General features: G+C 71.4%; 13 protein-coding genes. 4 read left to right on the top strand and 9 right to left on the bottom strand.

Going from position 1 to position 13,769, the window contains the following annotated elements:
• Positions 1 to 138 precede the first annotated feature (138 nt).
• Both ACIQOW_RS25205 and ACIQOW_RS25200 read left to right on the top strand, forming a co-directional pair.
• Complete coding sequence (locus ACIQOW_RS25205) at positions 139 to 1,038, top strand: hypothetical protein (protein ID WP_401088551.1); 900 nt, start codon at positions 139 to 141, stop codon at positions 1,036 to 1,038.
• 220 nt (positions 1,039 to 1,258) lie between these two features.
• Positions 1,259 to 1,447 (top strand): hypothetical protein, encoded by a 189-nt coding sequence (locus tag ACIQOW_RS25200; RefSeq protein WP_223244828.1) that lies wholly within the window; start codon positions 1,259 to 1,261, stop codon positions 1,445 to 1,447.
• Between the two features lie 75 nt (positions 1,448 to 1,522).
• Here the strand turns inward: ACIQOW_RS25200 and ACIQOW_RS25195 are convergent, their stop codons facing one another.
• A complete protein-coding gene (locus ACIQOW_RS25195) occupies positions 1,523 to 1,888 on the bottom strand; it encodes a metal-sensitive transcriptional regulator (protein WP_401088549.1) in 366 nt (121 codons plus the stop codon).
• Positions 1,889 to 2,244: 356 nt separating this feature from the next.
• On the opposite strand from ACIQOW_RS25195, the gene ACIQOW_RS25190 reads away from it, so the two are divergent.
• A complete protein-coding gene (locus ACIQOW_RS25190; RefSeq protein ID WP_188298808.1) occupies positions 2,245 to 2,865 on the top strand; it encodes a DUF47 domain-containing protein in 621 nt (206 codons plus the stop codon).
• 5 nt (positions 2,866 to 2,870) lie between these two features.
• Positions 2,871 to 3,866: an anion permease gene (locus ACIQOW_RS25185; RefSeq protein ID WP_401088548.1), complete on the top strand. Its 996-nt coding sequence runs from the start codon at positions 2,871 to 2,873 to the stop codon at positions 3,864 to 3,866.
• Positions 3,867 to 4,019: 153 nt separating this feature from the next.
• Here ACIQOW_RS25185 and pstB read toward each other — a convergent pair whose 3' ends face one another.
• The 8 genes from pstB to mshD all read right to left on the bottom strand — a co-directional run bounded on the left by pstB (position 4,020) and on the right by mshD (position 13,658).
• Positions 4,020 to 4,796 (bottom strand): phosphate ABC transporter ATP-binding protein PstB, encoded by a 777-nt coding sequence (gene pstB / locus ACIQOW_RS25180; RefSeq protein WP_188298806.1) that lies wholly within the window; start codon positions 4,794 to 4,796, stop codon positions 4,020 to 4,022.
• Positions 4,797 to 4,838: 42 nt separating this feature from the next.
• The gene (gene pstA, locus ACIQOW_RS25175; RefSeq protein ID WP_401088545.1) at positions 4,839 to 5,909 is read right to left on the bottom strand and encodes a phosphate ABC transporter permease PstA; all 1,071 of its coding nucleotides are present in this window, start codon (positions 5,907 to 5,909) and stop codon (positions 4,839 to 4,841) included.
• Positions 5,906 to 6,883, bottom strand: coding sequence for a phosphate ABC transporter permease subunit PstC (pstC, locus tag ACIQOW_RS25170; RefSeq protein ID WP_401088543.1), 978 nt, complete (start codon positions 6,881 to 6,883; stop codon positions 5,906 to 5,908). Before pstC ends, pstA begins: the two co-directional genes overlap by 4 nt.
• Positions 6,884 to 7,034: 151 nt before the next feature.
• On the bottom strand, positions 7,035 to 8,168 hold the full coding sequence (gene pstS / locus ACIQOW_RS25165; RefSeq protein ID WP_401088541.1) for a phosphate ABC transporter substrate-binding protein PstS: 1,134 nt from the start codon (positions 8,166 to 8,168) through the stop codon (positions 7,035 to 7,037).
• Between the two features lie 227 nt (positions 8,169 to 8,395).
• Positions 8,396 to 8,932, bottom strand: coding sequence for an NUDIX hydrolase (locus tag ACIQOW_RS25160; RefSeq protein WP_401088540.1), 537 nt, complete (start codon positions 8,930 to 8,932; stop codon positions 8,396 to 8,398).
• A 1-nt stretch (position 8,933) separates the two neighbouring features.
• Positions 8,934 to 10,022 carry a CHAD domain-containing protein gene (locus tag ACIQOW_RS25155; protein ID WP_401088538.1) on the bottom strand — a complete coding sequence of 363 codons (1,089 nt, stop codon included), beginning with the start codon at positions 10,020 to 10,022 and terminating at the stop codon, positions 8,934 to 8,936.
• A gap of 104 nt (positions 10,023 to 10,126) precedes the next feature.
• Entirely contained in the window at positions 10,127 to 12,304 is a 2,178-nt protein-coding gene (locus ACIQOW_RS25150; RefSeq protein WP_401088884.1) for an RNA degradosome polyphosphate kinase, read from the bottom strand.
• A gap of 373 nt (positions 12,305 to 12,677) precedes the next feature.
• On the bottom strand, positions 12,678 to 13,658 hold the full coding sequence (gene mshD / locus ACIQOW_RS25145; protein ID WP_401088536.1) for a mycothiol synthase: 981 nt from the start codon (positions 13,656 to 13,658) through the stop codon (positions 12,678 to 12,680).
• Positions 13,659 to 13,769: the final 111 nt, after the last annotated feature.

Below are 13,769 nucleotides of genomic sequence, written 5' to 3'. Positions count from 1 at the left end.
GGGTGCCGCGCGACGCCCGCCGGAGGCCGGGCACCCGTAACCCCTGGCGCCCCAACTCGTTTACCCGGAAAGAGTTCTGCCCACCCGGCGGTGTCCGGCAGGGCAGTCGGGCCCGAGGGGGTTGTCGCGGGAATGAAGATGACCGACCAGCAGCACACCGGACGGCCGGCACGCCGCCCGGGTCCGCGCCTGCGCTCGGCGGCCGGGGCCGCCCTGCTCGTCGCCGCCCTGGCGGCGGGGGCCGCCGGCTGCGCGGCCGGCTCCGGCGGCGGTTCCTCCGACCAGCAGTCGGGCGCCCCCGACCAGCTCGTCGCGGACCCGCTGACGGCGGTGCGCAACGCCGCCGACATCACCGGCCGCACCGGCTCCGCGCACACCGCGACCGAGCTGGTCACCGAGTCCGCCGAGAAGAAGGCCTCGTTCAGCGGCACCGGCGGCTACGACTACGTGAAGCGGATCGGCCGGCTGGAGGTCCAGGTGCCGCCGGGCGCGGCGACCACGGGGAAGATCGTCGAGGTGGTCCTGCCGGGCACCGTCTACCTCCAGAACAGCGGCGCCAAGGTCCCCGAGGGCAAGTGGGTCAAGCTGGACGTGCGCCAGCTGCCGGACGGCAACCTGGTCAGCAGCGGCGCCACCGACCCGGCCTCGGCGGCGGGGGCGCTGCGCGGGGCGCAGAAGGCGGAGGCGGTCGGCTCCGAGACCGTCGACGGGGTGGCGCTGCACCACTACCGGGGCACCCTGGACCTGGCCAAGGCGGCCGACGCGACCGGTGGCCGGGGCGGGGACGGGCTGCGGATGGGCGCGCAGACCTTCACCGTCAGGGAGGTGCCGTACGACGCCTGGCTGGACGACCGGGGCCGGCTGCGCAAGGTGGTGGAGGTGTTCACCTTCGCCGGGGTGGCCGGGTCTAAGGAGCCCAGGGACCAGGTGAAGGTGACCTCGACGACCTCGCTGACGGACTTCGGCAAGCCGGTGGAGGCGGCCGAGCCCTCGGCCTCGGACATCTACCAGATGAAGCCGACGGAGAGCCCGAAGTAGGGCGGGTGGTCCGGCAGGCCCCGGGCCACCGGGGCAGCGCTCCGGCGCCGGGGCGAGACGGGGCGCCGCCGGGACGGGTGGCCGTCCGGGGAGCGACGGCCACCCGTTTCGGCGGCGCCGAGATGGCCCGTCCGTGCCATGTGGACGGGCCCCGAAGTGCCTAGGCTGGACTCCGGGTGGCTGCCGCCCGGGCTGGCGAGGCACTGAAGGGGTGGTGCAGGTGGTGTCGTCCACGGGCGGCCGCAGCGGCGGCCACGACGACGCGGCCCTCGACGAGATCGATCTGGCCGGCGAGCTGATGATCGCCGCGACGGCCAGCTCCGGCGACCGGCTGCCGACCGAGCGGATCGACGAGGTGCTGCTCGACCGGACCGAACCCGGACGGGGCGACCGGGAGGCCGACGGCTAGCGGGCCCCGCGGCGGACGGCCGGAGCGACGGACGGCTGCGGCGGCGGACGGCCGGAGCACCGGAGTGCCGGCGGCTCAGCTGCGCAGCAGGCGGCTGATCGCCGCGGTGGCCTCCGCCACCTTGGCGTCCAGTTCGGCGCCGCCCTCCTCGGCGGCCGCGGCGACGCAGTGCCGCAGGTGCTCCTCCAGCAGGGAGAGCGCGAAGGACTGCAACGCCTTGGTGCTGGCCGAGACCTGGGTGAGCACGTCGATGCAGTAGACGTCCTCGTCGACCATGCGCTGGAGGCCGCGGATCTGGCCCTCGATCCGGCGCAGCCGCTTGAGGTGGGCGTCCTTCTGCGCGCTGTAGCCGTGCGGGCCGTGCCCTCCGGCCGCGTGGCCGGCGTGCGGGTCGGTCCCCTGCGCGTGCTCCGGCTCGGTGCGCGCTTGCGTCGTGGTCATCGGCCCGCCTTCGTCTCAGTGCCTGGTGGCTGCGTCGGCCACCAGTCTCCAACACCCGGGCCCTCCGTGGTGTTCCGACGGCCGACCCGGCATGTGCCACGGAGTCGGGGAGGGGTGCCCCGCGGTTCACCCGTCTGAGCGGCGCCCCGGTCTTCCGCACGCACGACGGGGACAATCCGGGCGAGGTTCCGTCAGACTGGGCCCGTATCCGTACGTGGCGGTGCGGTCCGGATCAGCCGGTGCGGCAGCCGAACGGAAGGGGAGGGTCCGGCTCCTTCCCCGACACCCCGTTTGCGTGATTGCGCTTGGTTGCACCTAGCATCGTTCAGTCCCTACCCCGCACATCGGAGATTTCCGTGCGTTTTAGCCTGACGCCGAAGGAGACGAGCTTCTACGACATGTTCGCCGCCGCGGCGGAGAACCTCGTCGTCGGATCGAAGCTCCTCTTGGAGCTGCTGGGATCAGACGTGTCGGCCCGCGCGGAGATCGTCGAGCGCATGCGCGCCGCCGAACACGCCGGGGACGACACCACCCATGCCGTCTTCCACCAGCTGAACTCGTCCTTCATCACGCCCTTCGACCGCGAGGACATCTACAGCCTCGCCTCGTCGCTGGACGACATCATGGACTTCATGGAGGAGGCGGTCGACCTGGTCGTCCTCTACGACATCCAGACCCTGCCGAAGGGCGTCGAGCAGCAGATCGAGGTGCTGGCGCGCGCCGCGGAACTCACCGCCGCGGCGATGCCCAACCTGCGCAGCATGTCCAACCTCACCGAGTACTGGATCGAGGTCAACCGGCTGGAGAACCAGGCCGACCAGATCCACCGCAAGCTGCTCGCCCACCTGTTCTCCGGTCAGTACGACGCCATCGAGGTCCTCAAGCTCAAGCAGGTCGTGGACGTCCTTGAGGAGGCGGCGGACGCGTTCGAGCACGTCGCCAACACGGTGGAGACCATCGCCGTCAAGGAGTCCTGACCCTCGTGGACATGGCAGCACTCATCGCCGTCGTCGGCGTTGCGTTCTTCTTCACGTACACCAACGGCTTCCACGACTCGGCGAACGCGATCGCCACCTCGGTCTCCACCCGGGCGCTCACCCCCCGGGCGGCACTGGCGATGGCCGCGGTGATGAACCTGGCCGGCGCGTTCCTCGGCAGCGGCGTGGCGCACACCGTCTCCAAGGGCATCATCGAGACCCCCACCGGCGATCGGGGGATGGCGATCCTGTTCGCCGCCCTGATCGGGGCGATCGCCTGGAACCTGGTCACCTGGTACTTCGGTCTTCCGTCCTCCTCCTCGCACGCGCTGTTCGGCGGCATGGTGGGCGCGGCGCTGGCCGGCGGGGTCGACGTGATCTGGAGCGGGGTCCTCGACAAGATCATCATCCCGATGATCGTCTCCCCGGTGGTCGGCCTGGTCGGCGGCTTCCTGGTGATGCTGGCGATCCTGTGGATCTTCCGCCGGGCCAACCCGCACAAGGCCAAGCGCAACTTCCGGGTCGCCCAGACCGCCTCGGCCGCCGCGATGGCCCTGGCTCACGGTCTCCAGGACGCCCAGAAGACGATGGGCATCGTGGTCCTGGCCCTGACCATCTCCGGCCACCAGTCCGGCAACGGGATCCCGGTCTGGGTGAAGATCTCCTGCGCGGCCATGCTCTCGCTGGGCACCTACGCGGGCGGCTGGCGGATCATGCGGACGCTCGGCCGCAAGATCATCGAGCTGGACCCGCCGCAGGGCTTCGCGGCCGAGGCGACCTCCGCAGCGGTCATGTACATCACCTCGTTCGTCTTCAAGGCGCCGATCTCCACCACCCACGTGATCACCGCGGCGATCATGGGCGCGGGGGCCACCAAGCGGGTCCGCGCGGTGCGCTGGGGCGTCGCCAAGAACATCGTGCTCGGCTGGTTCATCACGATGCCGGCGGCCGCCATCGTCGCAGCGCTGATGTACTGGTTCGTCCACCTGTTCTGGGGCTGACGGCCCCGCAGGAAGCGTGAACGGGCAGGGCCCGCCCCCACATCTCGGGGGCGGGCCCTTTTCCATGTCCCGTGGCGGCACCGCCATGCAGCACCACGGGACAGCTCGCGGTCCGTCACGCGCGACGGCGGCGCCCGTGACGGGGTGTCCGGTCTAGCCGAAGCGGCCGGAGATGTAGTCCTCGGTCGCCTGGACCTGCGGGTTGGAGAAGATCCGCTGGGTGTCGTCCAGCTCGACCAGCTTGCCCGGCTGGCCGACGCCGGCCAGGTTGAAGAAGGCGGTGCGGTCGCTGACGCGGGCCGCCTGCTGCATGTTGTGGGTCACGATGACGATGGTGAACTGCTCCTTCAGCTCGCCGATCAGGTCCTCGATGGCGAGGGTGGAGATCGGGTCGAGCGCGGAGCAGGGCTCGTCCATCAGCAGGACCTGGGGCTCGACCGCGATGGCGCGGGCGATGCACAGGCGCTGCTGCTGACCGCCGGAGAGGCCGGCCCCCGGCTTGTTCAGCCGGGTGTGGACCTCCTTCCAGAGGTTGGCGCCCTTCAGCGAGCGCTCCACCACCTCGTCCAGCACGGACTTCTTCTTGACGCCGGCGAGCCGGAGCCCGGCGATCACGTTGTCGTAGATCGACATGGTGGGGAACGGGTTCGGGCGCTGGAACACCATGCCGACCGCGCGGCGCACGGCGACCGGGTCGACGTTGGAGGCGTACAGGTTCTCGTCGTCCAGGAGGACCTTGCCCTCGACCCGGGCGCCCGGGATCACCTCGTGCATCCGGTTGAGGGTCCGCAGGAAGGTCGACTTGCCGCAGCCGGAGGGGCCGATGAAGGCGGTCACCGAGCGGGGCTCGATGCTCATCGAGATGTCCTCGATGGCCTTGGTGGTGCCGTAGAAGGCCGACAGTCCGCTGACGTCGATGCGCTTGGCCATGATCGTTGCTTCTCTCGTCTGTCTCGTACGTCAGTCGGTCGCTCAGTGCCCGCCCTTGGGCGAGCGCCAGCGGGCGATGCCCCGGGCGATGAGGTTGAGCCCCATCACGAAGGCGATCAGCACCAGCGCGGCACCCCAGGCACGGGCGTAGCCGTAGTCGTTGTTCACCTGCGAGTACTGCGTCCAGATGTACATCGGCAGGGACTGCTGCGGTCCGTCGAACGGGTTGTTGTTGATGTAGTCGGCGCCGAACACCAGCATCATCACCGGGGCGGTCTCGCCCGTGATGCGGGCGACCGCGAGCATCACACCGGTGGTGATGCCGCCGATCGCGGTGGGGAGGACGACCCGCAGGATGGTCTTCCACTTCGGCACGCCGAGCGCGTACGAGGCCTCGCGCAGCTCGTTCGGGACGAGCTTCAGCATCTCCTCGGTGGACCGGACCACGACCGGCATCATCAGGATCGCCAGCGCGAGGCTGCCCGAGAAGCCGGAGTAGCCGAAGCCCAGCGCGAGGTTCCAGAGCGAGAGGATGAACAGACCGGCGACGATCGACGGGATGCCCGTCATGACGTCGACGAAGAAGGTGACCGCCTTGGCGAGCGTGCCGCGGCCGTACTCGACCAGGTAGACGGCGGTCAGCAGACCGATGGGGGCGGCGATCGCGGTGGCCAGGCCGACCTGCTCCAGGGTGCCGATCAGCGCGTGGTAGATGCCACCGCCGGGCCCGGACTGGATCACGCCCTTCATGGAGTGGCCCAGGAAGTCGGCGTCGACCACGTCGAGGCCCTGCTGGACGGTGTAGAAGGTCAGGGCGACCAGCGGGACGACGGCCAGGATGAAGGCGACCCAGACCACCGAGGTGGCGAACCGGTCCTTGGCCTGCCGGCGGCCCTCGATCCCGGCCGAGAGGGCGTAGCTGATCAGGAGGAAGAGCAGGGCCGAGATCAGGCCCCACTGGAGGTGGCTCTCCAGGCCGCCGACCAGGCCGATCCCGCAGCCGAGCGCGATCGAGCCGGCGGCGACGGCGGCCGGGGCCCAGGTGGGCAGGCGGTTGGCGGTCAGTGGACGGCCGACGGGCCGGGCGTCCTCGACGATGTCGGTGACGGTCATGCGTTGGCCCCCGAGTACTCCTTGCGGCGGGCGATGATCAGTCGCGCGGCACCGTTCACCAGCAGGGTGATGACGAACAGGACGAGGCCGGAGGCCATCAGCGCGTTGCGGCCGTTGTCACCGGCCTCGGCGAACTTCAGCGCGATGTTCTGCGCGAAGGTGCCGCCGCCCGCGTCGAGGATGTGCGGCGACAGGACGTTGCTGGCGGACAGCACCACCGCGACCGCGATGGTCTCGCCGAGCGCGCGGCCGAGGCCGAGCATCGAGGCCGAGATGATGCCGGGGCGGCCGAACGGCAGCACCGCGGTGCGGATCATCTCCCAGCGGGTCGCGCCGAGCGCGAGCGCCGCCTCCTCGTGCATCCGCGGCACCTGTCGGAACACCTCGCGGGAGACCGCGGTGATGATCGGCAGGACCATGATCGCCAGCAGGATGCCGACGGTGAACAGGTTGCGCGGGGTGCCGGTCCTGGTCTGGTCGAAGATGTACGTCCAGCCCAGGTACTCGTCGAGCCAGCTGGTCAGGCCGTCCAGGTGGGGCACCAGGAAGAGCGCACCCCAGAGGCCGTAGACGATGCTGGGGACGGCGGCGAGCAGGTCGACCAGGTAGGCGAACGGCTGGGCGATCCGGCGCGGTGCGTAGTGCGAGATGAACAGCGCGATCCCGATCGCCACCGGGACGGCGATCGCCATCGCGATGACGGCACTGACGATGGTGCCGAAGGCCAGGACGGCGATGCCGAAGACGGGCTTCGGGGCGTCCGGCGTCCACTCGAAGCTGGTGAGGAAGTTGCCTTCGTTGGTGCTCAGGGCCAGGACCGACCGCCAGGTCAGGAACGCGGCGATGGCGGCCATGATGACCAGCAGCAGGATGCCCGAGCCCCGGGCGAGGTTCATGAAGATCTTGTCGCCGACCCGGCTGTCGCGCGGCCGGCGTTCCCTGCCTCGCGGGGCGGCAGGGGAGGATGAAGTCATTGGTCTACTCCGGTCTGGTGGTGCCGCCCCGGGAAGGGGGTCGGCACCATGGCGGCGGTGCCCCGGACGTGGTGCTGGATGTGGTCCGTTCCGGTGGGGCGACCCCGGCCCCCCTCGCTCACGGGGCCGCCCCACCGGGGGTCCTGTCGGGTCAGGCCAGGGTGGCGATGACGCCGTTGACCTTGTCGGTGACGGCCTTCGGCAGCGGGACGTAGCCCTTCTCGCCGACGGCCTTCTGACCCGTCTCGCTGGCGGTGTAGGTCAGGAAGGACTTCAGGGTGTCGAGGGTCTCGGCCTTGTTGCCCTTGTCGCAGACGATCTCGTACGTGATCAGGACCAGGGGGTAGGAGCCCTCTTCCTTGGTCGCGTAGTCGAGCTTCAGCGCGAGGTCGCTGCCGGTGCCGGCGGCCTGCGCCTTGGCGATGGTGGAGGCGGCGTTCTCGGCGGTGGCCTCGACCGGCTTGGAGGCGCCCGTGTTGATCGCGGCGCTCTTCAGGCTGTTGGTCTGGGCGTAGGCCAGCTCGACGTAGCTGATCGAGTTCTTGACCTGCTTCACCTGGGCCGAGACACCGGCGCTGCCGTTGGCCGACTGGCCGCCCTTGCCCGCCCAGGCCTTGCCGGCCGGGTAGGACCAGGCGCCGCCGCCGGCGGCGGCGAAGTACTTGGTCAGGTTCTCGGTGGTACCGGCGTCGTCCGAGCGGTGGAAGGTCTGGATGTCCGCGTCCGGCAGCTTGGCGCCCGGGTTGAGGGCGGCGATCGCCGGGTCGTTCCACTTGGTGATCTGCGAGTCGAAGATCTTGGCGGAGGTCGGGCCGTCCAGGACCAGCTTGTCGACGCCGTCGACGTTGAAGACCAGCGAGATCAGGCCGCCGACCATCGGCAGGTCGATGCCCTGGCCGCCGGTGCAGACCGCCTTGGAGGCCTCGACCTCGGCCGGCTTCAGGGCCGAGTCGGAGCCGGCGAACTGGATCTTGCCCTGGTTGAACTGCTGGATGCCGGCGCCGGAGCCGCCACCCTGGTAGTTGATCGTGGTGCCGGAGCAGGCGGCGGCGAAGCTGGTCTTCCAGACGTCCATCGCGGCGCCCTGCGCGGTCGAACCGGCCGAGATCAGCGAACCGGGCTTGCCACAGTTGATCGCGCCGCCGGCCGCGGCGGAGCCGCTGGAGCCGCCGGCCGCGGTCGTGTTGTTGTTGTCCGACCCGCAGGCGGCGAGCGACAGCGAGCTGACGAGCGCCATGGCACCGATCGCGAGGGCCTTGGAGCGGCCGTTCCGCTGGAGCTTCACAGGGGTGTCCCTTTCTGTGGCATTGCCCTCTGCGCAGGCCGTACGGGTACGGCCCGACGCGGGTTTTGCTGTGGTCCGGGGCCTGTCCGGCCCTCCGGTGGTCCCGAAGTTAGGCCGGGGAAGTGACACGTCAGCCGGTCACAAGTGAACGTAGAGTGAACCTCGGAGGGATGACAGGAAACTACGTCAGGTAGTAACGGTTGCGTCACGGCAAGGGCGCGGGAAGATCACTTCCACTGTTCCTTCACCGGCGCCGCCCCCGCGGCCCGCACCGGCTTCGCCCCCAGGATCGCCAGCAGGGCGTCGACCAACGACCGGTCGTGGTCGTGGGTGAGCCGCGCACGCGCCTTCCCGGCCGGCAGCCACTCCAGCCGGTCCACCTCCCGGTTCGGCCGGAAGGACCCGCTCGCCGGCACCGCCGCCCAGTAGCGGACCTCCTTAGGACGGCCCTGCACCCGGTAGTGCCGGGCGGGCAGCTCGGGGCCCAGCAGGCAGCGGAAGCCGGTCTCCTCCCTGACCTCGCGCAGCGCCGCGTCGACCACGCCCTCGCCCGCTTCGAGCTTGCCCTTCGGCAGGCTCCAGTCGTCGTACTTCGGCCGGTGGATCACCGCGATCCGGGGCCGCCCCAGCCGGCCGCTCTTCTTCAGCCGGCCGGGCAGCCACAGCACCGCGCCCGCCGCCAGGACCACCGGGGCGTGCCCCCTCCCGGGCGCGGCCTGGGCCTCCGCCAGGCCGCCGCCGGGGTGTTCGCCCGGCCCGGACACCTCAGACCGTCCTCGGCGCGGCCGCGTGCCCCCAGGCATCGGCCGGGAGGAGGTCCAGCCAGCCGTCCGGGCCCGGCGGCAGCTCGGGCCAGCGCCGGCCGAAGGCGTACCGCGCCGACTCCACCTCCAGCCGCTGGTCGGCGTGCACCACGCCCAGCACGTACGCGGTCGCCGGGGTGATCCGCGGGGTGCGTGCCGCGGTGGCGGCGGTGACCGCGGCGTCCGCGGCCTCCTGCTGCCTGGCCAGCACCACGTCCAGCTCGTCCAGCTCGGAGGACGCGCGGCCGCACACCTCCAGCGCGTACCTGGCCCGCTTCACCAGGGTCCGCAGCCGGGCCCAGGGCGCGTCGTCGGCCGCCAGCGCGGTGTCCGCGTCCGTCGCGCCGCGGGAGGCCGGCACCATGCCCAGCCGGCGCATCCCGTCCCCGCCGTACGGCGTCGCGGCCCGGTGCAGCGGCAGCTGCTGGGCACCCGCGGACAGCGCCGCGAACGCGGCGGCGGCCTGCGGCAGCAGCACCGCCGGGGCCCGGCCGCCCGCCGACTCCAGCAGCGGCGTCTCGCCGACCAGCAGGGTCATCCGGTCCGCCAGCGCGTGCAGCCGGGCGGAGCGGAGCTCCTGGAGCACCGTGGAGTGCGCCCTGGTCCTGGCCAGGGTCAGCTGCCGGTCCAGCAGCGCCCGCGCCTTGGGGGCGCCCGCGTGGCCGGCCAGCATGCCCGTCCCGTCCGGGTCGGTGCCGCTCAGCGAGTCCAGCGCGCCCAGCAGCCGGGCCGAGCGGCGGACGTAGCCGGGCTCCAGCGCCAGCAGGTTGAGCAGCCAGCGCAGCTCGGTGCGCGACTCCTGCGCCCAGGTCTGCTCGAAGACCGAGCCGAAGGTGTGCAGCAGCCCGCCGACCCGCCGCACGGACCGCAGCAGGTCCGAGGTGCCGGCCGACGGGACGACCGAGGCCGTCCCCGGTCTGGCGCCGACCTCGCCCACCGCCAGCGGCAGCGCGCGCAGGAAGGCGCCGGCCTGGACGGTGAGGTGGCGGGAAAGGATGTCCCCGGCGGTCGCTGTGGAGGCCGCCTGGGCCGTCATCGGCGCTTCGGTCATGGCGTGGTAGATCCCCGTTCCCCCGGGGCGGTCCCCCGGAGCTGGTGGCCGACCGCCGGAACAGGTCCCCTTGCTGTTCCGGCGGCTTCGCATCCGTGGACGCGTCAGCGCGAGGTGGCGGCCCGGCGGCGCTGGCGCGAGTCGATCAGCAGGTCCTGGACGTGCCGCAGCTGCCCGCCCTCGCCGTCCTGCGAGCGGCGGGTCCACGCGCCGTCCGGCCCCAGGTGCCAGGACTCGGTCTCGTCCGACATCCCGAGGTCGATCAGCCCGGACAGCTCGGTGCGGTGCGCGGGATCGGTGATCCTCAGCAGCGCCTCGATCCGGCGGTCCAGGTTCCGGTGCATCATGTCGGCGCTGCCGATCCAGACCTCGGGATCGCCGTTGTTGCCGAACACGAAGACCCGGGAGTGCTCCAGGAAGCGGCCCAGGATGCTGCGGACCCTGATGTTGTCGCTCAGCCCTGGCACGCCCGGACGGATCGCGCAGATCCCGCGCACCCAGACGTCCACCGGCACCCCGGCCTGGGAGGCCCGGTACAGCGCGTCGATCAGGGCCTCGTCGACGATCGAGTTGACCTTGAGCTTCACGTACGCCGGGCGGCCCGCCCTGTGGTGGGCGATCTCGTTGTGGATCCGCGAGACCAGCCCGTCGCGCAGGCCGCGCGGGGCGGTCAGCAGGCGGCGGTAGGACTCGCGGCGCGAGTAGCCGGAGAGCCGGTTGAACAGGTCCGAGAGGTCCGCGCCGACCTGCGGGTCGGAGGTGAGCAGACCGAGGTCCTCGTACAGCCTGGCCGTCTTCGGGTGGTAGTTGCCGGTACCGACGTGCGAGTAGCGGCGCAGGGTGTCGCCCTCCTGCCGGACCACCAGCGAGAGCTTGCAGTGCGTCTTCAGCCCGACCAGGCCGTACACCACGTGACAGCCGGCCTCCTCCAGCTTGCGGGCCCACTTGATGTTGGCCTGCTCGTCGAAGCGCGCCTTGATCTCGACCAGCACCAGCACCTGCTTGCCGGACTCGGCCGCGTCGATCAGCGCGTCCACGATCGGCGAGTCACCGGAGGTGCGGTACAGGGTCTGCTTGATCGCCAGCACGTCCGGGTCGGCGGCGGCCTGCTCCAGGAAGGCCTGCACCGAGGTGGAGAAGCTGTCGTACGGGTGGTGCAGCAGGACGTCGCGCTCGCGCATCGCGACGAAGATGTCCGGCTGGGAGGCCGACTCGACGTCGGTCAGCCCGCGGGCCGTACCGGCCACGAACTTCGGGTACCTGAGCTCGGGCCGGTCCAGGTCGGCGATGCCGAACAGCCCGGTCAGGTCCAGCGGCCCGGGCAGCGGGAAGACCTCGGCCTCGGTGATGTTCAGCTCCCGCACCAGCAGGTCCAGGATGTACGGGTCGATCGACTCCTCGACCTCCAGCCGGACCGGCGGGCCGAAGCGCCGACGCATCAGCTCCTTCTCCAGGGCCTTGAGGATGTTCTCGGTGTCGTCCTCCTCCACCTCCAGGTCCTCGTTCCGGGTGACGCGGAAGGCGTGGTGGGCCAGCACCTCCATCCCCGGGAAGAGCTCCTCCAGGTGCGCGCCCATGACGTCCTCCAGCGGGACGTACCGCTGGGGCGAGGCCTCCAGGAAGCGGGCCAGCGACTGCGGCACCTTGACGCGCGCGAAGTGCTTGTGGCCGGAGACCGGGTTGCGCACCACCACGGCCAGGTTGAGCGAGAGTCCCGATATGTACGGGAAGGGGTGCGCCGGGTCGACGGCCAGCGGGGTCAGGACGGGGAAGATCTTCTGCCGGAACAGCGTGTGCAGCCGGGCCTGCTCCTTCTCCGCCAGCTCCGACCAGCGGACCACCTCGATGCCCTCGGCGACGAGGTCCGGCAGCACCTCCTGCTGGAACGCGGCGGCGTGCCTGGCCATCAGCTCGCGCGAGCGGGTCCAGATCAGGTCCAGCACCTCGCGCGGCTGGAGGCCGGACGCGCTGCGCTGGGCGACGCCGGTGGCGATCCTGCGCTTGAGGCCGGCCACCCGGACCATGAAGAACTCGTCCAGGTTGCTCGCGAAGATCGCCAGGAACTTCGCCCGCTCCAGCAGCGGGATGCCCGGGTCCTCGGCCAGCTCCAGGACGCGCTCGTTGAACGCGAGCCAACTGCGCTCGCGGTCGAGGAAGCGGCCCTGCGGCAACGCTTCGAACTCCTCCTCGTCCGCGGCCGGCAGCTCCGGTGGAATGCCCAGCGCACTGGACATCCGGGCCGTCGGCGACAGCGGGGCAGAGACGGGGCGGGGGATGCTCATGGGCTCCAGCTCCTCCAGCAGCAGGACGGCGTCCGGACGCGTATGGCTCTGCGGGCCGTCGCCCTCGCCCCGGACCGAGCCCGGGGACAGCACCCACCCTCCGGGTGCGGTCCGTACAGGACCGGCCGGTGCGTGGCGGTCGACTCTGCACGAGCGAGACACTACGGACTTCATCCTGTGATCTTCGCGGCAGCAATTGAATCCACGGTAAACACCGCATGGCCAGGAGGAAAGCTGAGTCGGTCGGGGCAAGGGGTGTCGTCGTCCCGCCCCTCGCCCGCGGACCGTCCGGGTGCTCTCCCGGCCGCGGCCGACAGAGTCGAAAGGCCCGGAGAACCGGTCCGCGGTCGCGGCGGCCCCGCGGACGCGACGGCTAGGCCGACCGGTCCGCCCGGTACCGGGCCCGGTACATGAGGTCCACCTCGTGAACGGTGAATCCCAGTCGTTCGTAGACGCGCACGGCGGCTGGATTGTCGGCGTCGACGTAGAGGAGGACGGTTTCCAGTCCGCGCTCGCCGGGGCCGGTGCCGGTCAGGTGACGCAGGCCCGCCGCGGTCAGCGCGCGGCCGAGACCGCTGCCCTGCTCGGCCGGGTCCACCCCGACCACGTACACCTCGCCGAGCTCGGGCTCGGTGGCGGTCGCCGGGTGCACCTTGGTCCAGTGGAAGCCGACCACCGTGCCGGCGCGGGTGGCGAGGAAGAAGCCGGCCGGGTCGAACCAGGGCTCGGCGATCCGCTCGGCCAGGTCCTGGCCGGTCCAGGAGCCCTGCTCGGGGTGGTGGGCGAAGGCCAGGGCGTTCAGCCGCAGCCACTCGGCGTCGTCCTCCCCCGGACGGAAGGTGCGAAGCTCGATGCCCTCGGGGACGGCCACCTCCTCGGTCTGCGCGCCGGTGCGGCGCATCTGCCGCAGCTCACGGACCAGCTCGGCGTCGTACGCCCCGGCCAGGTGCCGGGCCGCCGGGTGGCCGCCGTGCACCCAGAAGTCCACCGCGTCGCGCCCCGCCCGGTGGGCCTGCGCCAGGACGGCGTCCACCAGTGGACGGGCCAGACCGCGGCCACGGGCGGTCGGGTCGACCACCAGCTCGGCGGCGGGGTTGGCGGTCGGGTCCTCCGGCACTTCGAGCTGGCCGTAGCCGACGACGGGTCCGGTCTCGGGACCGGTCTCGGGACCGGTCTCGACGAGGTGGGTCACGCCCGGGCGGGGCGTCTCGGCGTTGCGCAACCGGAGCCGGCCCTGTTCGGACACGGCGGCCCGGCCGTCCACTGCCTGGGCGTCCGCCAGAACTCGCAGGGCGCCGTCGCGCTGCTCGGGCCGGAGCACATCGTCCGCAATGACCGCTGTCTGATCGTCCATGCCCTGACGATACGTCACCGGAAATGCGAAAAGCCCCTGATCCGTTGGGATCAGGGGCTTTTCGGAATAATTGTTCGGCGGCGTCCTACTCTCCCACAGGGTCCCCCCTGC

Origin of the sequence: Kitasatospora sp. NPDC091335 (assembly GCF_044757205.1) — a bacterium.
Classification (GTDB): Bacteria; Actinomycetota; Actinomycetes; order Streptomycetales; family Streptomycetaceae; genus Kitasatospora.
The sequence above is the reverse complement of the archived record's forward strand: the minus strand, read 5'-3'. Positions and strand labels throughout refer to the sequence as shown.

Bases quoted from the DNA above. Each gene is read 5' to 3' on its own strand.
- ACIQOW_RS25155 (WP_401088538.1), bottom strand. From the start codon at position 10,022: ATGACCGAAGCGCCGATGACGGCCCAGGCGGCCTCCACAGCGACCGCC.
- pstA (WP_401088545.1), bottom strand. From the start codon at position 5,909: ATGACCGTCACCGACATCGTCGAGGACGCCCGGCCCGTCGGCCGTCCA.
- ACIQOW_RS25205 (WP_401088551.1), top strand. From the start codon at position 139: ATGACCGACCAGCAGCACACCGGACGGCCGGCACGCCGCCCGGGTCCG.
- pstB (WP_188298806.1), bottom strand. From the start codon at position 4,796: ATGGCCAAGCGCATCGACGTCAGCGGACTGTCGGCCTTCTACGGCACC.
- pstC (WP_401088543.1), bottom strand. From the start codon at position 6,883: ATGACTTCATCCTCCCCTGCCGCCCCGCGAGGCAGGGAACGCCGGCCG.
- ACIQOW_RS25195 (WP_401088549.1), bottom strand. From the start codon at position 1,888: ATGACCACGACGCAAGCGCGCACCGAGCCGGAGCACGCGCAGGGGACC.
- ACIQOW_RS25150 (WP_401088884.1), bottom strand. From the start codon at position 12,304: ATGAGCATCCCCCGCCCCGTCTCTGCCCCGCTGTCGCCGACGGCCCGG.
- mshD (WP_401088536.1), bottom strand. From the start codon at position 13,658: ATGGACGATCAGACAGCGGTCATTGCGGACGATGTGCTCCGGCCCGAG.